We start from the raw sequence: 20,428 nt of genomic DNA, 5'->3' as shown, positions 1-20,428 counted from the left end.
CGTGGACCATTCGCCGGACGACCTCGAACTGGAAGGCATCGAACTGGACTTGTTCGTCGAGGCGATGCGCCGGCGCCACGGCTACGATTTCGGCCAGTACGCGCCGGCGTCGCTGCTGCGCCGCGTGCGCCAGCTGGCCCGGTCGCACGGCGGTGGCGCGATCAGCGCGCTCACCCACCGCCTGCTGCACGAGCCCGCGCTCCTGCCGCAGCTGCTGGAAGGGCTGTCGGTGCCGGCCTCGGACATGTTCCGCGATCCCTCGGTGTTCCGGGCCTTGCGCGAGCAGGTACTGCCCCTGCTCGCCTCCTGGCCGCAGCTCACCATCTGGCAGGCCGGCTGCGCCCACGGTGAGGAGGTGTACTCGCTGGCGATCCTGCTGGAGGAGGCCGGGCTTTACGAGCGCAGCCAGATCTTCGCCACCGACCTCAGCACGCAGGCGCTGGACCGCGCCCGCGAAGGCATCTACCCGCTGCGCTCGGCGCAGCAGTGGTCGCGCAACTACCTGGCGGCCGGCGGCCGCCATTCGCTGTCCGACTACTGCAGTGCGCGCTACGGCCTGCTCAAGCTCGACGGGCGGCTGCGCCGCAACGTCACCTTCGCCCAGCACAATCTGGTGGCCGACGGCGTGTTCTGCGAGGCCCAGCTCGTGCTGTGCCGCAACGTGCTGATCTACTTCGCCGACCCGCTGCAGCAGCACTGCCTCACTCTGTTCCGCGACTCGCTGGTGCGCGGCGGCTTCCTCTGCCTTGGTCTGCGCGAGCGCCCGGGCGCCGGAGGCGCCACCACCGACTTCGCGCCGGTCGATGCCGGCCTGCGGATCTACCGGCGCGGCGGCACGGGTACGCCGGGGCGGCCGTCGTGATGCGCCCGGCCGCGATCGTGCTGGGCTGCTCGGCCGGGGGGCCCGAGGCGCTGAAGGCGGTGCTGGGCGGACTTGATCCACGCCTGCCGCAGGCGGTGCTGGTGTGCTGCCACACCGCCTCGGAGACGGTGGACTTGCTGTGCGAGCTGCTGGCCCGCGCCTCACGGCTGCCGGTGATCGAAGCGGCCGAGCGCGAAGCGGTACGCAGCGGCACGGTGCAGGTCGCGCCTGCCGGCTACCATCTGCTGGTGGAACGCGACCTGCACTTCACGCTGTCGACGGATGCACGCATCAACCTGGCACGGCCCTCCATTGACGTGCTGTTCGCTTCCGCTGCCGCAGCATGGCGCAGCGCCCTGGTGGGCGTGGTGCTCAGCGGCGCGAACGCCGATGGTGCCGACGGCCTGCGCGAGTTGCGGCGACTGGGCGGTTGCGCGATCGTGCAATCGCCGGACGACGCGCTGGCCAGCGCCATGCCGCAGGCGGCGCTGGACCACGCCGGTGCCGACCACTGCGTACCGCTGGATGCGATCGCCCCCCTGCTCAACCAGCTGTGCCTGCCATGACCGACCCGCGTCCCAAGCTGCTGATCGTCGACGACACCCGCGCCAACCTGGTGGCGATGCGCCACCTGCTCGGCGACTGCGGCGCCGAACTGGTCGAGGCCAGCAGCGGCAACGAGGCGCTGGCGCTGTGCCTGGAGCAGGCCTTCGCACTGATCCTGCTCGACGTCAACATGCCTGACATGGACGGCTTCGAGGTCGCGACCCTGCTGGGCGAGACCGAACAGCTGCGCGACACGCCGGTGATCTTCGTCACCGCCGCCTACGCCGACGACCTCAACCGCCTCAGGGGCTACCGCTCCGGCGCGGTGGACTACATCGCCAAACCGATCAACGACGTGATCCTGCGCTCGAAGGTGCGCGTGTTCCTCGACCTCTACAACGCGCGCATGCAGCTGCAGCAGGCACTGGGCGAACTGTCCGAGCGCAACCGCCAGCTGCAGGCGGAGGTCGCCGAGCGCCAGCGCGCCGAGGCCCAGGTGCGCCACCAGGCCACCCACGACATGCTCACCGGCCTGCCGAACCGGGCGCTGTTCCACGAGCGCCTGCACGAAGCCATCGCGCAGGGGCAGCGCCGCGGCTTCGCACTGGCGATGCTCGACATCGATGGCTTCAAGGCGGTCAACGACACCCACGGGCATCCCGTCGGCGATGCCCTGCTCCAGGCAATCGCCATGCGCCTGCGCGGGCATGTGCGGGCGGGCGACACCGTGGCGCGGCTGGGCGGCGACGAATTCGCGCTGATCCTGGAAGACGCCACGCAACTGCCGCTGTTGCTCGAACGCTGCCAGCAACTGTGCGACACGCTTGCCCTGCCCTATCCCCTGCCCGGGCCCTCCGGCGAGGTGGTGGCACGGGTCAGCGCCAGCATCGGCATCGCCCTGTGGAAGCCCGGCACGGCGTCGGACGAGGCGCTGATCCAGGCCGCCGACCGTGCGCTGTACGAAGCCAAACGGGCAGGCAAGAACCGTTGCCTGCTGGACGTGGCGCACGCCGCCTGAACACTCAATCCCGGCGTCGCGGCGACAGCCACATCTCGATGCGCGCGCGAAACACCTCGCTGCCTGCGTCGTCGCGCACCCGCACTGTCACCGGCCATGCGTAGCCCTCCGCAGACTCGACTGCGGCGCGCTCCGGCGCGGCCGACGCATGCATGGTGCCGCGTGCCTTGGCGAGATACTCCACCGCCATGCCCTTCGGTATCCAGCGCATGCCGGCGGGAATGGTGACATCGGTCATCATGCCCGCGCAGAGTTCCGCAACGTTGCACAGCGCGATCGCGTGCACGGTACCGATGTGGTTGTGCACGCGGCGGCGGTCAGGTATCGCGATCTCGCAGCGCTCCGGCCCCAGCGTCTCGAAGCGCGGCGCGATGGTGGCGAAGTATGGCGCCTTGAGGCAGATCAGCCGGCCGTACAACCAACGCCCGGCGGGCCAGCGGGAGCACCGCTGCCAGAGTCGCAGGGCGGCGCTCATGTCCTCGCTCCCGTGGGAGAACGGAGCGACGCGCGCCTCCTTCGCTCCCGCCCCGCGTCGCAATGCGCGGACTCACGCGGCATCGGCCAGCGCCTTGCGGCGCTCGTCCGCCCGTGTCACCGCCGCGCGCAGCTCGGCCGCATCGAAATCGTCCACCGAGATGAACTCGAACACCGCGGCATGCACCCGCTTGAGCAAGTCGTGCTCGGCCTGGGTAATCACATCGGCAGCCAGCGCCTCGGCCAGCTGGCCGTCGTAGTCGTGTGCCTTGAACTGGCCGGCCTTCAGCCCCTTCAGGAACTTTCGCTCCACCGGTTCGGCGGCGATCACGTCGGGCAGCAACGCGTTCATGCGGCCCACCGTGTTGTTCGCGGTGGGTTTCAGGTACACCCACTCGGTCAGGCGGTCGCGCGCCTCGTTCGGCGCCGTGAGCAACGCAGCCACGCGACGGCCCAGGCGATCGGAGGGCGGCACTTCGCGGCGACCGAGCGGGAACACCAGCGCGCGCAACAACCAGGCCACCGGGCGCACCGGGAAGTTGCGGATCGCGCCGTCCAGCGCGTTCTGGATCAGCCACATGCACTCGTGGAATCCCCAGGCGAGGAAGGGCCGGTCCGCCTCCGGCCGACCGGTGTCCTCGTAGCGCTTGAGCATCGCGCTGGCGATATAGAGGTAGCTCAGCACGTCGCCCAGGCGCGCGGAGAGCTTCTCCTTGAACTTCAGCTTGCCACCTAGCACGCCCATGAAGGTGTCGGCGCACAGCGCCAGCGCCGCGGAGTAGCGGTTGAGCTTGCGGTAGTAGCGGCGCGTGTAGGCGTCGCCCGCGGCCGCGCCCATGCGACCGCCGGACAGGCCCATCACGAAGCTGCGCACGGCATTGGAGATGCCGAAGCCGATATGGCCGAACAGCGCCTTGTCGAAACTGTGCAGCCGCTGTCGGTAATCGACGATGGACAGCGCCTCCATTTCCTGCAGCACGTAGGGGTGGCAACGGATCGCGCCCTGGCCGAAGATCATCAGGCTGCGCGTCATGATGTTGGCGCCCTCCACCGTGATCGCGATCGGCACGCTGGACCAGCCGCGCCCGGCGTAGTTCCTCGGGCCGAGCTGCACCGCCTTGCCGCCGTGCACGTCCATCGTGTCGCCGGCCACCACGCGCGCCCACTCGGTGGCGTGGTACTTGGCGATGGCCGACGGCACCGCGGGCTTTTCGCCCCGGTCGACCGCCGCCGCGGTGGCGCGCGCTAGCGCGGTGCTGGCGTAGGTTAGGCCGCCGATGCGGCCCAGCGCCTCTTCCACGCCTTCGAAGCGGGCGATGGCAAGGCCGAACTGCTTGCGCATGCGCGCGTAGGCGCCGGTGGCCGCGGCCGAACCGCGCATCGCGCCGGTGGCGTTGGAAGGCAGCGAGATCGCTCGGCCCACCGACAGGCATTCCACCAGCATGCGCCAGCCATGGCCCGCCATGTGCGGGCCGCCGATCAGGGTGGACAGCGGCGCGAACACCTCCCTGCCGTGGACCGGCCCGTTCTGGAACGGGATGTTGAGCGGGAAGTGGCGTCGGCCGATCTGCAGCCCCGGCGTGGAACGCGGCAGCAACGCGAGCGTGATGCCGAGATCGTCCTTGTCGCCCAGCAGGTGCTCAGGGTCGTACATGCGGAAGGCCAGGCCGACCACGGTGGCGATCGGTGCCAGCGTGATATAGCGCTTGTCGAACGTGAGCTTCACGCCCAGCGTCTCGACGCCATCGACCATCTGCTTGCAGACGACGCCGTAGTCGGGGATGGAGGTGGCGTCGGAACCGGCGTACGGGCCGGTGAGCGCGAAGCAGGGAATCTCCTCGCCCACCGCGAGGCGCGGCAGGTAGTAGTCCTTCTGCTCGTCCGAGCCGTAGTGCAACAGCAGCTCTGCCGGGCCCAGCGAGTTCGGCACCGCCACGGTGGAGGCCACCGTGGCCGACATCGTCGACAGCTTCTGCAGCACCGCCGAGTGCGCCAGCGCAGAGAACTGCAGGCCGCCGTACCGCTTCGGGATGATCATGCCGAAGAAGCGGTGCTTCTTGATGAAGTCCCAGATCTCCGGCGGCAGGTCCGCCAGCTCGTGGGTGATCTGCCAGTCGTCGATCATCGCGCAGAGCTCCTCCACCGGGCCGTCGAGGAAAGCCTGCTCCTCCACGCTCAGTTCGGGTTTCGGCTGCTTCAGCAGCTCGTCCCAGTCCGGCTTGCCGGAGAACAGCTCGCCCTCGAAGCCCACCGTGCCGGCTTCCAGCGCGGTCTGCTCGGTCTCCGACAGCTTCGGCGTGACCTTGGCGAACATCTTCAGCAGCGGCGCGGTGATTTGCCGCCGGCGGAACGAATCCATCAGCAGCGGCACCGCGACGCCCAGCTCGACGATCAGCAGGATGAGCGTCGTCCAGAACGCGCCGGTCACCAGGCCCACCACGAGGGTGGCCACCGGCGCGGCGATCGCGAACGTGCGCAGACTGCTGCGGTGGTAGGCGCATGCGCCGCTCGCGATGAGCGCCGCCAGCAGGGTCAGTATCACGGCCATCTCGACATCCTCGTTGCGGTCATGCGACGCGTTCGCCCGGCCGGGCCTCCGCATCGTCCAGGGTACGAATGAAACTTGCGATCTCGCGGGTGAAGGCGTCGTTGGCGTCGCCCGCGAGCATGTGGGTGGCGCCCGCCACCTCGACGTGCAGGGCGTGCGGCACCAGTTGCAGGAATTCGGCGACCGTGGCGTGCGAGACCACGTCGCTGCGCGCACCCGAGAGCAGCAGCACCGGCACGCTCACCTGCGCGGCCGCCGCGAACAGGCGCGGCTGGTAGCGCTCGCTTTCGGCGACCAGGTCGCCCGCCAGCAGGGCCGGGTCCCAATGCCAGCGCAGGCGGCCGTCGGTGCCCGTGCGCAGCAGCGGCTTCAGCTGCTCTTCGCTTTTGCGGCCGGCGCGATGTGGCAGGTAGGCCGCGATCCGTTCGGCAGCCTCGGCGTAATCGGCGAAACCGTCCGGGTGCGCCTGCATGAAGGCGAGGATGCGCTCCACGCCCTTCGTCTCCCAGCGCGGCGTAATGTCCACCAGCACCAGTGCGCGGAACGGCGGCGGCCGCGTCTCGCCCGCGGCCACCAGGCCGAGCAGGCCGCCCATCGAGGCGCCCACGAGTACCGGGGGTTCGGGCTGTGCGCGGGCCAGCGCCAGCAGGTCGTCGGCGAACTGCTGCATGTGGTACCCGTGCTTGGAGCCCGCGCCGTCCGGCAGGCGGCCACTCTCGCCGTGGCCGCGCGCGTCATAGCTCACGCAGCGGCAACCCCGCGCCGCCAGTGCGGCGACTGTGCCGCCCCAGGCGCCCCGGGTCTGGCCGAAACCGTGTGCGAACAGCAGAGTCGGGGCCTCCGCGGCACCGCAGGTTTCCACGGCCAGGCGCACGCCGTCCCCGGTGGCGACGTACCCCGTGCAATGGGCCGGCATCGATGGCGCGGATGTTTCCATACGGATGAGTATGGGTCGCCCGATCCGGCCCCGTCAACCCGCCCGCACCGGCGTCACCGTGGATTACAAAGCCATGCGCAGCGGCTACCATACGGTCATGGATTCCAGCCCCAAACCGGAACGCACCCGCCTCACCGCGGAAGACTGGGAAGTCGCCGCCCTGCAGATGATCGCCGACCAGGGCGTGGGAGCGCTGGCGGTCGAGGCTCTGGCCCGCCAGCTGGGCGTCACCAAAGGCAGCTTCTACTGGCACTTCCGCACCCGCGAGGCGCTGCTGCAGGCAGCGCTGGAACGCTGGGAGCAATACGGCGAGCGCGAGGTGCTGGGCCAGATCGAGCAGATCGCCGACCCGCGCAAGCGCCTGCCCGAGCTGTTCCGCCGCGTGGCGCACGAACTGCAGCCGCACCGCGTCTACGCCGCCCTGCTGAAGGCACTGGACCATCCGTTGGTGGTGCCAGTGATGGCGCGCGTGTCGCAACGGCGTACCGAGTTCCTGAACACCGCCTACCGCGAGGCCGGCCTTCCGCCGCGCGAGGCGCTGAATCGCGCGCGGCTGACCTACGCCGCCTACGTCGGCTTCCTGCAGCTGAACTTCACCCTGGGCCTGCCGCGCATCAACCACGAGGAATTCGACGCCTACGTGGAACACATGATCGCCACCCTGATCCCGGCCTGATCCGTTCCAACGAGAACTTGCGGAAACGGCGCCTAGGCGCCGTTTCCGCGCGCGCCTGCTGCACGCGACCTTGCAATGCCAGTGCATGCAAACTACGGTTCCTCCTCTTTTTTGTCACAAGACCAGTGAGGACACGATGGCAAGCACGTTGGAAGCGCTCGAACGCTGGGTCGGCGAGGTGGCGGCGCAAACCCGCCCCGCGAGGATCCACTGGTGCGACGGCTCGGAAGCCGAATACCAGGCGCTGCTGCAGCAGATGCTGGCCGACGGCACCTTGGTCGAGCTAAACCAGGAGACCCACCCGGGCTGCTACCTGCATCGCTCCAGCCCGTCCGACGTGGCGCGCGTGGAACACCTCACCCTGGTCTGCCATCCGGACCAGGAAGACGCCGGTCCGAACAACCACTGGATGGCCCCGGCCGAGGCGCACGCGAAGATGGACGCGCTGTTCGATGGCTGCATGGAAGGCCGCACCCTGTACGTGATCCCGTATTGCATGGGCCCGATCGACTCGCCGCTGTCGCGCTGCGGCGTGGAGATCACCGACAGCGCCTACGTGGTCGCCAACATGCGCATCATGACCCGCATGGGCAAGGCGGCGCAGGAGCGCATCGAGAGCGAGGGCACGTTCGTGAGGGGCCTGCATTCCACCGGCGAGCTCGACCCCGAGCGCCGCTGGATCATGCACTTCCCGGCCGAGCGCATGATCAAGTCCTATGGCTCCGGCTACGGCGGCAATGCGCTGCTGGGCAAGAAGTGCCACGCGCTGCGCATCGCCAGCAACCAGGCCCGCGACGAGGGCTGGCTGGCCGAGCACATGCTGATCGTGGGCATCGAGAATCCGCAGGGCGAAACGCACTACATCGCTGCCGCCTTCCCCTCCGCCTGCGGCAAGACCAACCTGGCCATGCTGATTCCGCCCGAGGGTTACCGCAGGGCCGGCTGGAAGGTGTGGACAGTGGGCGACGACATCTGCTGGATGCGCCCCGGCGCGGATGGTCGTCTGTACGCGATCAATCCCGAGGCCGGCTTCTTCGGCGTGGCACCGGGCACCAGCCACAACAGCAACCCGAACGCGCTGAAGAGCATTGCGCGCGACACCATATTCACCAATGTCGCCGTCACCGCCGACAACCAGCCGTGGTGGGAGGGGCTGCCAGGCACGCCGGTCATCGACTGGCAGGGGCGCCCCTACGATCCGGCGAACGGCCCGGCTGCGCATCCGAACTCGCGCTTCACCGTAAGCGCACGGCAGTGCCCCACCTGGTCGCCGAAGACCGAGGATGCGCAAGGCGTGCCGATCAGCGCGATCGTGTTCGGCGGTCGCCGCCCCTCCCTGCTGCCGCTGGTGATGGAGGCGCGCGACTGGCCCCACGGCGTGCTGATGGGCGCGGCGATGGGATCGGAGACCACCGCCGCCGCCGCCGGCGCAGTGGGCGTGCTGCGCCGCGACTCGATGGCGATGAAGCCGTTCGCCGGCTACCACTACGGCGACTACTTCAGGCACTGGCTGTCCTTCGACCAACCGGGCGCGAAGCTGCCCAGGATCTTCCACGTCAACTGGTTCCGCAAGGACAAGAACGGCAAGTTCCTGTGGCCAGGCTTCGGGGAGAACCTGCGCGTGCTGGAATGGATGATCCGCCGCGTCGACGGCAAGGCCCGCGGCGTGGAAACCCCGATCGGCACGCTGCCCGCCGCCGGTGAACTGAGGCTCGACGGCCTGGATCTCGATCCGGCCGCGCTGGCCGAACTGCTCGCCGTGGACCAGGCCGGTTGGCAGGCCGAGCTGGCCGCCATCGGCGACTACCTCGAGGGCTTCGCGCCGCGCCTGCCCGCGGCCCTGCATGCGGAACAACAGCGCGTGGCCGAGGCACTGGAGGCCACGCCGCGCAAGGCGGCCACGGCCTGAGCCGGAGCCGGGTGGCATTTGCCATTCCGCTCCATGATCGCATCGTCGCGGATCGTCACCGCCGCGACGATGCAAACCCTTGGCCCCGCAGCGGCATCCAAGCTGGCAAGATGATCGCCGCCTGCCCCGCCAACGACCGCTCGATGCCGCCAGCCCCCGCTGCCGCCGACCACGATACCGACGACGTGCACGCTGCGGTGGCCGGTGACCGGCTGGCGTTCCAGCGGCTGTACCGCCGACACGTCGAACGCATCCACGGCGCGGTGTGCCGGCTGGCCGGCTACGACCATGCCCGCGCCGAGGACCTCACCCAGGAAGCGTTCGTGCGCGCCTGGCAAAAGCTGCCCGGCTTCCGCCACGAGAGCGCGTTCGGCACCTGGCTGTACCGCCTCGCGATCAACGTGGCACTGATGGAAATCCGCGGCCGCCGCGCCGATCCGGTCGGCTACGTGGACGAGGACAATCTGCCCGAACACGGCGAGACACCGTTCTGCGCCGCCGAGCGCGAGGAGCTCGAGCGCGCCATCAGCAAGCTGCCGCCGCGCGCACGTGCCGTGCTGGTGCTGCACGACGTCGAGGGGTGGCGGCACGAGGAAATCGGCGCGGAAATGGCCATGGCGGTAGGCACTTCGAAAGCGCAACTGCATCGCGCACGGCGATTGCTGCGCCAAGCCTTGGGAGACACTCCATGAACGAATTCGAATGGCGACAGCAGATGCGCAGCCTGCGCCAGCCGATCGCTCCCGGCCGCGACCTGTGGGGCGCGATCGACGCCGCACTGGAAGCGCACGACGGCAACGCGACGGTGCTGCAAGCCACGCCGCGCGCCACGCATCGGCCCTGGTTGCTGGCCGCCGCGCTGGCCAGCGCCTTCCTGCTGGCGGGCGGCATCGGCCTGCGCCTGCACCGCAATGCCGCCGCTGCGGCGGGCGATGCGAACGCTTTGGCGAAATCAGCGTGGAGCCCCTCCGATCCGCGCCTCAGCGGCGCGGCGATCGAGCTGGATGCGGCCCGCCTCGAACTGCAGCAGGCCATGCAGCAGTCCCCCCACTCACCCGCGCTGCAGCGCCTGCTGGCACGCACCGAACAACAACAGACGCAATTGCGCCATCTCGTCCACGAGGCCGGCTGATCCACGCCAGGAACGACCATGAAGATCCCACGCTACGCTCCACTGCTGCTGTGCCTATGCATCGGCCAGGCCCTGGCCGACACGCCGATCAACCTGCAGCATGCCGCCACCCCGACCGCGCGCATCAGCATCAGCAACGTCGCCGGTGAGGTGCACGTTACCGCCTGGGACCGTCCGTCGGTACAGGTGAGCGGCCAGCTCGGCGACGGCGCCAGGCCGTTGGCGATCACCGGCAGCGACGGCAAGCTTGCGATCGAGGTGCAGCCGCAGGGAGGCGGCGGCTGGTTCGACTGGGGCAGCGACAACCGCATGGGCCCGACCATGCTGGACCTGCACGTGCCGCGCGGCGCCACGCTGGAGGTGCGCGTGGTGAGCGCGCCACTGGTAATAGACGGCATGGACGGCGGCAACATCACCGTCAACACGGTCAGCGGGCGCGCGCGTATCAACGCGCACACGCCGTCGCTCAACGTCGACAGCGTCAGCGGCAACATCGAACTGGCCGGGCATGCCGCACAGGCCAGTCTGCAGACGGTCAGCGGCGACATCCTCGCCCCCGTGCTGGGTGGGCAGGCAAAGCTGCAGACCATCTCCGGCCGCATACAGGCGGGTGGCGGCCCATGGCGCCAGCTCACGCTCAGCACGGTATCGGGCGACGTGCAGATTGCCGGCGGCGTCGCGCCGGACGGCAGGCTCGGCATCGACAGCATGAGCGGCAACGTGCAACTGCAGCTGCCCGCCGGCACCTCCGCCACGGTGCATGCCAGCAGCTTCAGCGGGGACCTGCGCAGCGATTTCGGCAGCGCACAGAAGTCCGAACACGGCCCCGGCAGCAAGCTGGACGCGCGCCTCGGCAGCGGCAGTGGTGCCATCAACGTCGAGACCTTCAGCGGCGACCTGCGCATCCGCACCGCGAACTGATGCCGGCTCGGGACCCGCCACCAGGGCGGGCCTCGAGTCAAACCCGGGTCTGTACCGTCCGCGGGAGCGCCATTCCCGCTTGCGCGTCGGTCGAACGGCCTTGTCGCTGCTTGGCTCTTTGCACGACCGCTTTCCGCGTAGCGGCCACCCGCAAAAAAGCCACCGGCCGTGAAGGCCGGTGGCAGCGGGACGTTGCAAGCTGTCCGATGTATCAGTAGTCGTAGGTCACCGACAACCGCACGGTGCGCGGCGGCGTGGTGAACAGCGCCTGGTGATAGTTGCTGTTGACGTAGATCGTGTTGTTCGTCCGATTGAAGGAGTTCGGGAACGACGGATCGGTCTGCAGGGCGCGCTGCTGGTTCAACGCATTGAAGACATCCAGGTTGAAGCTCAACTTGTGGTCGGCGAATGTCGGACGGTAATGCACGCCGAGGTTGAGCAGCTCCGTCCACGGCGTATAGCCCACCGAACCCGGCGGCAAGCGCTTGCCGTTGCACCAGTGGTAGTTGCCGGTGCCCGAGTTGTTGTAGCCGGTCGGGTCGTTTGCGCCACCGGGGAGGTAGCCGCCCGGACCCTGCGTCAGCGGACCGTAGTAGCCAAGGCACTCCATCGGCATGCCGGACTGCACCAGCAAAGTGGCCGAAAGCAGCCATTCCGGGTTGACCTGGTAGTCGCCACGGAAGCGGAACTGGTGCTTGCGGACGTTGGCGAAGTCGCCGTACTGGCCGTCCATCAACTGCCAGCTGTCCCAGTCTTCGGTCTTGGAAATGTCGCCTTGGCCGAAATCGGAACGCACCTGGCCCTCGGTGTTGCCGAATCCGCGGGTGAAGGTGTAGTCGACGCGGCCGTACCACTTGCCGTCGAACGGATGCTCCAGGTACAGGTTCAGGGAACCGTACTTGCGGACGGCACCGCGGTCGAAGCCCCAATCCTTCAGGGTCATCGGCACGATCACCTTGCTGGTGCCATCGTCGGACACCACCAGCATGTTGTTGGTGCGACCCGGGTTGAACAGGCGGCAATAGGACGCGCCATACAGCGAGTCGCCGTACTTGCTCGGATCGAGACCCATGCTGGTCATCTTGGTGGCGATCTGGCCCGGCGAGCACTCGTCGTCGATCGCGGCCTTCAGATCGCGCCACATCGCCTTGGCGCCATAGACCCAGTGGTCACCCAGCTTCTTGTCGAAGCCCACGATGAACTCGTCCAGGTATTCCGGCTTCAGGTTGCGCGCGGCGACCTGCGTCGGGTCCTTGGGTGCGCCCGTCTCACCATCCGGCGAAGTCGTCGGCCCGAGCTGGGTCAGGCCCTGCGGGATGCCGGTGACCGGATCGATGCTGGTGTACGAGAAGTTGGTGGTGAGGTAGGTCGACCGGTTCGCCGCACGCTCCGCCGCATTGTTCGGCAAGGCCAGATAGTAGCGGCCGGCGTTGCCGTAGACCTTGAACGAGGAGTCACCGAACACGTCCCAGCTCGCGCCGATACGTGGCTCCCACTGGTTCTTCTCGTCGACGAAGGCCTGGCTCAGGTCGTTGTAGTTGGTGAAGCGGTCGTTGCGCAGGCCGATGCTCAGGTAGACATTGGAAGCCACCTGCCAGTTGTCCTGCAGGTAGTAGGCCTTCTGCGACATGGTCATGCTGGTCGCCCAGCCGATCTCGCGCTTCTGCACCTCACCGCCCGGCAGATAGCGCCAGTAGTAGTTCACTGCCGGATTGAACGGATTCTGCTGGTTCGGCCCCTGGTCGATGGCCCGGTAATACATGTTGTCGATACCGGCCAGCAGGTCGTGATCGCCCAGCTTGTAGTCGAAGTCCACGCGCAGGCCGCGGGTGGAGTTTTTCGCGCCGGGCGAAGTCCACGAGGTATTGGTCTGGGCGTTGGTGGGATGGCTGCCGTCGGGCAGGGTCGCGTTGGTACCACGGGAGATGAACGGCAGCGGGCTGGTGTTGCCGTACTCGACAGGGTCCTGGAAATGGCCCTTGCCCGCCGTGATGCTCAGCGTGGCCGCATCGGTGATGTAACTGGTGAAGTGGCCGATGTAGAACTGGGCGTTGTCCTTGGTGACGTCGTTCTTGCTGGAGAACGCGCCACGCTGCAACGTGTCGTAGTCGTAGACGTACGTATTGCCCGCGCCCAGGCTGGTGTTGTTCCGCAGCGCAGTCAGCTCCAGCACGTTGCTGTCGGTGATGTTCCAGTCCAGCTTGCCGTAGAACTTCGTTTCCTTGTCGTGGAAATCCTGCACCTTGCCGTTGTCGATGATCTCGACGTTGGTGCCCTGGGTCTTGGTGGTCTCACCCGCCAGGAACAGGTACAGCTTGTCCTTGATCAGCGGGCCGCCCACGTAGGCCGAATAGATCGTCTGCCATTCCTTGTTGTCGTTGCGGTACTGCCGCAGCGACCCAGGTGCATTCGGATCAGGCGCATAGTTGACCAGGCTGCTGGATGCCGGAATCGCGGGGTTCCCATAGCGGTAGTTGGTCGGCGTGCCTTCAAGCGAACGGGGCTGCCAGGAGACTTGGCCGCCGAAGTGCCAGTCGTTGGTGCCGCGCTTGCCGACCTGGTTGATCACGCCGCCGTCGGAGCGGCCGTACTTGGCGTCATAGCCGCCAGTCAGGGTTTCCTGCTGCTCGATGGCGCCGTAGGGCAGCTGGAAGCCGCCGAGGTTCTTGTACGGTTCGCCGACGTTGTAGCCGTTCACGTAGTAGGCGTTCTCGGACACGCTCGAGCCGCCGAACGACACCAGCGACTGGCCGGACGTGCCGGTGAAGAAACCGCTGCCCGACGTGGTGTTCGGCGACAGCAGGGCGATGGCCTCGGCGCTGTGCGCCACCGGCAGCCGCTTCAGGTCCGCCGCGGTGATGACCGTGCTCGAGTTGACGTTGGTGACGTCGATGGAAGGCAGCGCGTTGGCCGTGACCGTCACCGAGGACAACTGGGTGGCACTGGTGCTGGCGGTGGCGAAGTCGACGCCCGAGGCGCCGCCGCTCGAGACGTAGGCGTTGTCGCGCGTGCTGATGACCGTGCCGTTCTGCTTCAGGGTGACCGTGTAGCTGCCCACCGGCAAGTGGTCGACGCGGTAGCGGCCCGAGCTGTCCACCGGCACTTCGCGCGAGAAGCCGGAGGTATTGCTGACCACTACGGTCTCGCCGGACGCGGCTGGCGCCTGGCCGAAGATGCTGCCGACGGTGCTCTGCGCAAGCGCGGCCCCGCTGAAGCTCAAGCCCATGGCGATCGCCAGGGCAGTCGGGCGCCAACGCATGGCACCGGCACTGGCTCGGTAGCGAATACTCATCGTGTTTCTCCCCAAATAGATGTCCGGACGGACGACTGATGCGACTCAAACACATCGAACCGACAGATCAACGGAAGCCCCCTGGCTCCCGGGCTCGGCCGCGGCGGAATTCCATGATTCCTTGCGACGAACGACCTGCCTCTTCGTAAAAATAAGACGCGAGAACATAACGGTCAACAAAAATTTCATGTTTGCAACTGAATGATATCGCAAGAATTTACAAGCCAATGACCCGCAAGAAAATATTCCTGCAATGCGCTGCGGAAGCTGGAGAACTCGCGACCCGGCGTCCCGCGGGCGTGTAATCGAACGCGCGGTTTCGCTTCGAACAGGCGGATTGAGCTGCCCCAGTGGCGGAACTACCATCCCCCGATGAACTCGACGGCATCCGCAACCACCACGCCACGCCCCCCATCCCAGGATCCGGTGTTGGACGAAGCCCGGTTGGCCCATGCCCAGGAATCCCTGGAATTGCGGCTCGCCCAGGCGCCCAACGACACCGCAGCGCTGATCGAACTGGCCGAAGTGCTGTTCCAGCGTGGGCGCTTCCGCGCCTCCAGCCAGCCGCTCCTGCAAGCCGCAAGCCGGCTTCCGCACAACGCACCACTGATCGTTTCGCTCACGCAACGCCTTGTCGCCAATGGCGAAATCAATGTTGCCCGCGCCTGCCTCGACCTGCTGGAGCAGGCGCCCGAGCCACCCTACGGCTTGCTGGCCGCCCAGGCCCACCTCCGCTTCATGATCGGCGACATCGCCAAGGCCCACGAGCTGATCGAACGCGCACGGCGCGCGGGGGCCGATTCTCCCGACGAACTGCACATGCATGCCCTGCTGCTGCAGTTCAGCGGCCGGATCGACGAGGCGCAGGCGTTGCTTGAGCACTGCCTTTTGCGCTGGCCGCACTTCGGCGACGCCATCACGGTGCTGGTCAACCTGCGCAGGCAACGCCCCGAATCCCGGCGGCTGGAGTGGATCGAGGAACAATTGCGGCAAATGCCGCAGGAAGCCACGGGGGGCGATCGCGACTTCGTGCGCGCGGAATTCGAATACGCACGTTTCAAGACGCTCGATGACCTGGGTCGCCACGAGGAGGCCTGGGACGCGTTGTCACGTTGCAACGCGATCATGCATGCGCTGAATCCTTACGGTGCCGAGGCCGAAGAATCAGTCGCCGGGGCGCTGATCGGCATGCCGGCTGCCGCCGGGCCGTGCCCTGGCGCCCAGCGACCACCGGGTCCCGTGCCTATCTTCGTGGTGGGCATGCCCCGCTCGGGCACAACCCTGCTAGACCGGATCCTCTCCAGCCACTCGCAAGTCGCCTCGGCGGGTGAAATCATCGATTTCTGGCGCCAGTTGCACTGGGTCGCCGACGTCGTGCCGGCCCGGTCCAGGGGCCTGCTGGAAATCATCCGCCGCGCCGGCCACATCGACTGCCGCGAGCTTGGCGAGCGCTACCTGAAGCAGACCCAGTGGCGTGCGGAAGGCAAGGCGTATTACGTCGACAAGCTTCCCGCGAATATCCAGATGGTCGCCTTCATCCGGCGCGCGCTGCCGCACGCGCCCATCCTGCATCTGGTGCGCGACCCCATGGACACCTGCTTCTCCAACTACAAGGCGATGTTCGGCAACATCTCCCCATACAGCTACGACCTGGAAGCGCTTGCGCACTACCACGGGCAGTACGCAAGGCTGGCGCAGCACTGGCACGCCACAATGCCGGGAGCCATGCTGGACGTACCGTACGATGCACTCGTGCGTGACACCGAAGCGACGGTCCGCCAGGTCCTGGCCCACTGCGGGTTGGCTACCGAGGAAGCCTGCTTCAGGCCCGAGCGCAACGCCGCCCCCGTCGCCACGCCCAGCAGCGCGCAGGTGCGCGAGTCGATCCATACGCGGGGACTGGGCCAGTGGCGGAGCTACGCACGGCAACTGGAGCCGCTGCGAGCAGCGCTGGCGGCGCAATCGATGCGCTGACGACTGTCCGGGGCGTCAGACGAGAATGCCGGCGCTGGGCGACGGCGTTCCGGTTGCGTGATTGACTCCGCGGCAGGCGGAGATCAGAGGTCCTGGTGGTATTGGACGTAAGGCGTGCGCGACTGGTCCGGCTCGGGACCCATCGGCGTGTTCGTCGCCGTGCCGGAGGACCACAGGTTCTGCGCGCCGACGCTCAGCGAGCCCTGCCACGGCAGGCGCCAGGTCACGCCGAGGTCGATGCTGTTCCAGCGGCGGTCGGGGGCGTAGCCGTTGCCCGGCAAGCCGGCCAGCGGCTGCATGGTGCGGCCGACGATGCTTCCGCTGACCGGACCATGGTCGACGCCGAAGCTGATCGCCTTCTGGTCCAGGGTGCTGATGCCCAGCAGGTTGCCCGGCAACAGGTGTATGCGGCCGACACTGGCGCCGACATCGATGCCGCTCTTGCTGCCCAGCGCCAGACGACCGCGCGCATTGAGCTGGGAACTGCTGTCGAAGCCGGAGAGACCATCAACACCCGGCACCACGCCCGGCAGCACGCGCGGCAGGCTGGGACTGCTGGGCGTGCTATTGGCGCCTACGCTCAGGCCGAGGCTGTAGCGCCCATCCTGGTAGGTGGCGCCCACCTCGCTGCCGACCACGCGCAGCGGGCTATTGATCCAGGAATGCTGGCTCACGTCGGCGTGCGCCTGCCAGTTCGGCGTCAGGCCGTATTGCAGGCCCGCACTCGTCACACTCGCCGCGTCGACCGCATGGAAGGACAGGGGCGCGTCGCGCTGAGCCAGGATGCCGTTGCGCTTGTCCGCCTTGAGCACGAAGAGGCGACCGTCCGTGCCGCGCCACAGCGGCACCACCAGACCCGGCTGCACCTCGGCCATCTGCGCCGGCGGCTGCTTCAGCAGCTGCGTGGCCAGCTTGCCGCTGGCATCGTCCACAGTCTGGCCTGCCGCCGCGAACGGCAGCAGACACAGGAGCAGTGGAGCGAGCAGGCGACGCATGGGCAAAGGGTCCGATACGGTGGCATCAGTCAGTCGGTTGCAGCGACTGAAGTATATCGCATTTTACATTTAACTAACACCGGTACAAGCCCGCGGTACAGTAATCAATACCGTGCTGTGACCGGCTTCTCGATAGACCGGTTTGCCGTCCTCGGGGTTCCTGCTGGCGGTGGCACCGATTCGCAGGATATAAGGGGCGTCACGCCGCCCCCGACTGCCGGGTCGATCCTTGATGAATGCAGCTTCCACCTCACGCTCCACGCCCGTGCCCGCCCCGGCAGACGATCCGGCGGGCGTGCCTGCGGCGATCGAGCAGCTGCTGAAGGCACACGACAGTTCGAGCGTGCTGGAAATCTGCGAACGCATCCTGGCCGACTTCGGCATCACCGGCCGGTTGCAATGGCGGGCACCCGAGGCCAGGGACGCACATGCCGCCGGCTGGCACTTCGATCTGGCGGAAGATACCCAGCACCAGCACGTGCTCACGCTGAGCCGCGACGAACCGGTTGCCGAGCCCCTGCACGGAAAACTGGCCTGGCTGGGTCGGCTCGCCGACACGCGCCTGCGCCAGCTGGCCGAATCCAGCCGCCTATACGAGGCGATCTCGCGGCTGGCGCTGGCCGAGCGGCTGCAGCGCGCGCTTTACGCGATCGCCGAGCAGGCCAGCGCCGAACACGACATGCCCGCGCTGATGCGCTCGCTGCATACCATCGTCAGCAGCCTGATGTACGCGGAAAACTTCTACATCGCGCTGTACGACCCGGCCAGTGACAGCGTGCGCTTTCCGTACTACGTCGACACCCTCGACGCCGACCCGCCGCCTCCCGGGCGCAACGTTCCGCTGCACGAACTGCTGCACGGCATCACCTGGAACCTGCTGCGCCATGGGCGTCCCCTGTTCGGCGCCGCCGACGAACTCGCACAGGAACTCGGCGGCCAATTCCAGCTGCATGGCCCGCGTTGCGAGCACTGCATCGGCGTGCCGCTGTTCCGCGCCGGCCAGGTCGTCGGCTGCATCGTGGTGCAGAGCTATCGCGCCAGCGTGCGCTATACCCGGCACGACCTCGACTTGCTGAGCTACGTGGCACAACACGTGCAGACCGCGATCGAGCGGCGCAGCGCCCACGTGGAGCTGGAACGCCGGGTCGCCGACCGCACCACCGCGCTGCGCGAGGCGAACCGCGTGCTGCGTCAGCAGGTGCTGCAGCGCCAGCGCGGCGAACGGCTGCAGGCGGCGCTGTTCCGCATCGCCGAGCTGGCCAGCACCACCGACAGCCTGGAGGACTTCTACCCGGCCGTGCACCGCGTGATCGGCGGGCTGCTGTACGCGCGAAATTTCTACATCGCGCTCAGCGACGAGGAAAACCAGCTGATCAGCTTCCCCTACTCAGTGGACGAGGTGGACAACGACCGACCGCCGCGCAGCCACGGCACCGGCGCCACCGAATACGTGCAGCGCACCGGCCGGCCGCTGCTGGCCGACGCCGCGACGATCGACCGCCTGTGCGCCAGCGGCGAGATCACCCGTTTCGGCTCGCGGTCGGTGTGCTGGCTCGGGGTACCGCTGATCTGGGGCGACCAGGTGCGCGGTGTGCTCGCGGTGCAGAGCTACACGCCCGAACACACCTATACCGAGCGCGACCAGGAGCTGCTTACCTTCGTCAGCTACCACGTCGCCAACGCACTGCAGCGCAAGCATGCCGACGCCACGCTGAAGCAGGCGTATGCCAGCCTCGAACGGCGCGTGGTCGAGCGCACCCGCGCGCTGGGCCTGGCCAATCGCGACCTGCGCGAACAGATCGCCGAACGCGAGCGCATCGAGCGCCGGCTGAAATACGAGACCCTGCACGACTCGCTCACCGGGCTGCCCAACCGCACCCTGCTGCTGCAGAGGCTGGAACAGGCGATGCAGCGCTATCAGGCGCATCCGGAAGAGCAATTCGCCGTGCTATTCATCGACCTCGACCGCTTCAAGGTGATCAACGACTCGGTCGGCCACCTGGTTGGCGACGACCTGCTGTTCCAGGTCGGCGGCCGCATCCGCGCCTGCCTGAAGACCCGCGACGTGGTGGCGCGCCTCGGCGGCGACGAGTTCGCCGTATTGCTGGAGCACGTGCCCGATGCCGACGCGGCACGGCGCATCGCCGAGCACGTGCTGAACGAATTGCAGACGCCGTTCCGGCTGGGCGCGCGCGAAATCTTCACGTCCGCCTCGATCGGCATCGCGATGGCCGGCACGCACTACCGCCAGCCCGAGGAGCTGCTGCGCGACGCCGACTCGGCGATGTACCACGCCAAGGACGGTGGCCGCCACCGGGCCTCGCTGTTCGACGACCGCCTGCGCCGCGAGGCGCTGTCGCTGCTGCGCATGGAAAGCGACCTGCGCCATGCGCTGACGCGCCGCGAGTTCGTGCCGTTCTACCAGCCGATCGTCTCCCTGGTCGACGGCCGCGTCGCGGGATACGAGGCGCTGCTGCGCTGGAACCATCCCGAGCGCGGCCTGCTGCTGCCGCAGGATTTCCTGCTGATCGCCGAGGACACCGGCTGCGCCGAGGCGATCGACTGGCTGATCTTCGAGCAGGCCTGCGCCCAGGCCACGCAACTGGTTGGCACCAAGGGCACCATCAGCATCAACGTCTCGGGCCTGCATTTCCGCTATGCCGACTTCGACGCCCGCCTGCTGGCGCTGCTGGAGCGGCATCGCGTGCCACCGTCCAGCATCCGCATCGAGGTGATCGAGCGCACCTTGCTGGACAACCCCACCCAGGTGAAGCAGATGCTGCAGAACCTGCGCCACCAGGGCGTGGGCATCGCGCTCGACGACTTCGGCACCGGCTACTCATCGCTGAGCTACCTGCACCAGTACCCGTTCGACACGCTGAAGATCGACCGCTCCTTCGTCACCGAACTCGGCGACGAACGCAAGGACCAGGGCACGGCGGTGATACGCGCGATCCAGGTGCTGGCCGACTCGCTGGGCATGCAGGTCATCGCCGAGGGCATCGAGGAGGCCGCGCAGCGACAGGCCCTGGTCGACGTGGGCTGCCGCTACGGCCAGGGCTTCCTGTTCGCGCAGCCGCAAACCGCCGAATACTGGCTGCGCCCGGAACACCGCCTGCCGTAGGCCCGCGCGCGAATGCCCCG

At 67.8% G+C, this 20,428-nt stretch carries 15 protein-coding genes; 10 read left to right on the top strand and 5 right to left on the bottom strand.

What is annotated here, in order from left to right:
- Position 1 precedes the first annotated feature (1 nt).
- Genes AC2EWF_RS00330 through AC2EWF_RS00320 form a run of 3 tightly spaced genes read left to right on the top strand, consistent with a single transcriptional unit; the run spans position 2 to position 2,426 of the window.
- Positions 2-862 carry a CheR family methyltransferase gene (locus tag AC2EWF_RS00330; RefSeq protein WP_483637380.1) on the top strand — a complete coding sequence of 287 codons (861 nt, stop codon included), beginning with the start codon at positions 2-4 and terminating at the stop codon, positions 860-862.
- Positions 862-1,428, top strand: coding sequence for a chemotaxis protein CheB (locus tag AC2EWF_RS00325; protein WP_483638233.1), 567 nt, complete (start codon positions 862-864; stop codon positions 1,426-1,428). The genes AC2EWF_RS00330 and AC2EWF_RS00325 overlap by 1 nt, the downstream gene beginning before the upstream one ends.
- The gene (locus AC2EWF_RS00320; protein WP_483637379.1) at positions 1,425-2,426 is read left to right on the top strand and encodes a diguanylate cyclase domain-containing protein; all 1,002 of its coding nucleotides are present in this window, start codon (positions 1,425-1,427) and stop codon (positions 2,424-2,426) included. The genes AC2EWF_RS00325 and AC2EWF_RS00320 overlap by 4 nt, the downstream gene beginning before the upstream one ends.
- Positions 2,427-2,430: 4 nt before the next feature.
- Here AC2EWF_RS00320 and AC2EWF_RS00315 read toward each other — a convergent pair whose 3' ends face one another.
- From AC2EWF_RS00315 to AC2EWF_RS00305, 3 genes are all read right to left on the bottom strand, one after another.
- On the bottom strand, positions 2,431-2,901 hold the full coding sequence (locus AC2EWF_RS00315; RefSeq protein ID WP_483637378.1) for a hotdog fold domain-containing protein: 471 nt from the start codon (positions 2,899-2,901) through the stop codon (positions 2,431-2,433).
- Between the two features lie 72 nt (positions 2,902-2,973).
- Positions 2,974-5,448: an acyl-CoA dehydrogenase gene (locus tag AC2EWF_RS00310; RefSeq protein ID WP_483637377.1), complete on the bottom strand. Its 2,475-nt coding sequence runs from the start codon at positions 5,446-5,448 to the stop codon at positions 2,974-2,976.
- A gap of 19 nt (positions 5,449-5,467) precedes the next feature.
- Positions 5,468-6,364 (bottom strand): alpha/beta fold hydrolase, encoded by an 897-nt coding sequence (locus AC2EWF_RS00305; protein WP_483637376.1) that lies wholly within the window; start codon positions 6,362-6,364, stop codon positions 5,468-5,470.
- 118 nt (positions 6,365-6,482) lie between these two features.
- Here AC2EWF_RS00305 and AC2EWF_RS00300 point away from each other — a divergent pair, with 118 nt between their 5' ends.
- The 5 genes from AC2EWF_RS00300 (at position 6,483) to AC2EWF_RS00280 (ending at position 11,023) form a co-directional block, all read left to right on the top strand.
- Positions 6,483-7,061, top strand: a complete 579-nt coding sequence (locus tag AC2EWF_RS00300) for a TetR/AcrR family transcriptional regulator (protein ID WP_483638232.1) — start codon at positions 6,483-6,485, stop codon at positions 7,059-7,061.
- 85 nt (positions 7,062-7,146) lie between these two features.
- Positions 7,147-8,970 (top strand): phosphoenolpyruvate carboxykinase (GTP), encoded by a 1,824-nt coding sequence (locus AC2EWF_RS00295; RefSeq protein WP_483637375.1) that lies wholly within the window; start codon positions 7,147-7,149, stop codon positions 8,968-8,970.
- Positions 8,971-9,080: 110 nt separating this feature from the next.
- Positions 9,081-9,662, top strand: coding sequence for an RNA polymerase sigma factor (locus tag AC2EWF_RS00290; protein WP_483637374.1), 582 nt, complete (start codon positions 9,081-9,083; stop codon positions 9,660-9,662).
- Complete coding sequence (locus AC2EWF_RS00285) at positions 9,659-10,102, top strand: hypothetical protein (RefSeq protein WP_483637373.1); 444 nt, start codon at positions 9,659-9,661, stop codon at positions 10,100-10,102. The genes AC2EWF_RS00290 and AC2EWF_RS00285 overlap by 4 nt, the downstream gene beginning before the upstream one ends.
- Before the next feature lie 18 nt (positions 10,103-10,120).
- Positions 10,121-11,023 carry a DUF4097 family beta strand repeat-containing protein gene (locus AC2EWF_RS00280; protein WP_483637372.1) on the top strand — a complete coding sequence of 301 codons (903 nt, stop codon included), beginning with the start codon at positions 10,121-10,123 and terminating at the stop codon, positions 11,021-11,023.
- A 211-nt stretch (positions 11,024-11,234) separates the two neighbouring features.
- Here AC2EWF_RS00280 and AC2EWF_RS00275 read toward each other — a convergent pair whose 3' ends face one another.
- Positions 11,235-14,315, bottom strand: coding sequence for a TonB-dependent receptor (locus tag AC2EWF_RS00275; RefSeq protein ID WP_483637371.1), 3,081 nt, complete (start codon positions 14,313-14,315; stop codon positions 11,235-11,237).
- 426 nt (positions 14,316-14,741) lie between these two features.
- On the opposite strand from AC2EWF_RS00275, the gene AC2EWF_RS00270 reads away from it, so the two are divergent.
- Complete coding sequence (locus AC2EWF_RS00270) at positions 14,742-16,289, top strand: tetratricopeptide repeat-containing sulfotransferase family protein (protein WP_483637370.1); 1,548 nt, start codon at positions 14,742-14,744, stop codon at positions 16,287-16,289.
- Positions 16,290-16,372: 83 nt separating this feature from the next.
- Here AC2EWF_RS00270 and AC2EWF_RS00265 read toward each other — a convergent pair whose 3' ends face one another.
- Positions 16,373-17,284 (bottom strand): hypothetical protein, encoded by a 912-nt coding sequence (locus AC2EWF_RS00265; protein ID WP_483637369.1) that lies wholly within the window; start codon positions 17,282-17,284, stop codon positions 16,373-16,375.
- Between the two features lie 232 nt (positions 17,285-17,516).
- Here AC2EWF_RS00265 and AC2EWF_RS00260 point away from each other — a divergent pair, with 232 nt between their 5' ends.
- Complete coding sequence (locus AC2EWF_RS00260; RefSeq protein WP_483637368.1) at positions 17,517-20,408, top strand: bifunctional diguanylate cyclase/phosphodiesterase; 2,892 nt, start codon at positions 17,517-17,519, stop codon at positions 20,406-20,408.
- The last annotated feature ends 20 nt before the right edge of the window (positions 20,409-20,428 follow it).

The sequence above is a fragment of the Rhodanobacter sp. sgz306013 genome (assembly GCF_057031145.1).
This window is presented reverse-complemented; position numbering and strand designations above follow the sequence as displayed.

Bases quoted from the DNA above. Each gene is read 5' to 3' on its own strand.
- AC2EWF_RS00325 (WP_483638233.1), top strand. From the start codon at position 862: ATGCGCCCGGCCGCGATCGTGCTGGGCTGCTCGGCCGGGGGGCCCGAG.
- AC2EWF_RS00320 (WP_483637379.1), top strand. From the start codon at position 1,425: ATGACCGACCCGCGTCCCAAGCTGCTGATCGTCGACGACACCCGCGCC.
- AC2EWF_RS00315 (WP_483637378.1), bottom strand. From the start codon at position 2,901: ATGAGCGCCGCCCTGCGACTCTGGCAGCGGTGCTCCCGCTGGCCCGCC.
- AC2EWF_RS00310 (WP_483637377.1), bottom strand. From the start codon at position 5,448: ATGGCCGTGATACTGACCCTGCTGGCGGCGCTCATCGCGAGCGGCGCA.
- AC2EWF_RS00305 (WP_483637376.1), bottom strand. From the start codon at position 6,364: ATGCCGGCCCATTGCACGGGGTACGTCGCCACCGGGGACGGCGTGCGC.
- AC2EWF_RS00300 (WP_483638232.1), top strand. From the start codon at position 6,483: ATGGATTCCAGCCCCAAACCGGAACGCACCCGCCTCACCGCGGAAGAC.
- AC2EWF_RS00295 (WP_483637375.1), top strand. From the start codon at position 7,147: ATGCAAACTACGGTTCCTCCTCTTTTTTGTCACAAGACCAGTGAGGAC.
- AC2EWF_RS00290 (WP_483637374.1), top strand. From the start codon at position 9,081: ATGATCGCCGCCTGCCCCGCCAACGACCGCTCGATGCCGCCAGCCCCC.
- AC2EWF_RS00285 (WP_483637373.1), top strand. From the start codon at position 9,659: ATGAACGAATTCGAATGGCGACAGCAGATGCGCAGCCTGCGCCAGCCG.
- AC2EWF_RS00280 (WP_483637372.1), top strand. From the start codon at position 10,121: ATGAAGATCCCACGCTACGCTCCACTGCTGCTGTGCCTATGCATCGGC.
- AC2EWF_RS00275 (WP_483637371.1), bottom strand. From the start codon at position 14,315: ATGAGTATTCGCTACCGAGCCAGTGCCGGTGCCATGCGTTGGCGCCCG.
- AC2EWF_RS00265 (WP_483637369.1), bottom strand. From the start codon at position 17,284: ATGCGTCGCCTGCTCGCTCCACTGCTCCTGTGTCTGCTGCCGTTCGCG.
- AC2EWF_RS00260 (WP_483637368.1), top strand. From the start codon at position 17,517: ATGAATGCAGCTTCCACCTCACGCTCCACGCCCGTGCCCGCCCCGGCA.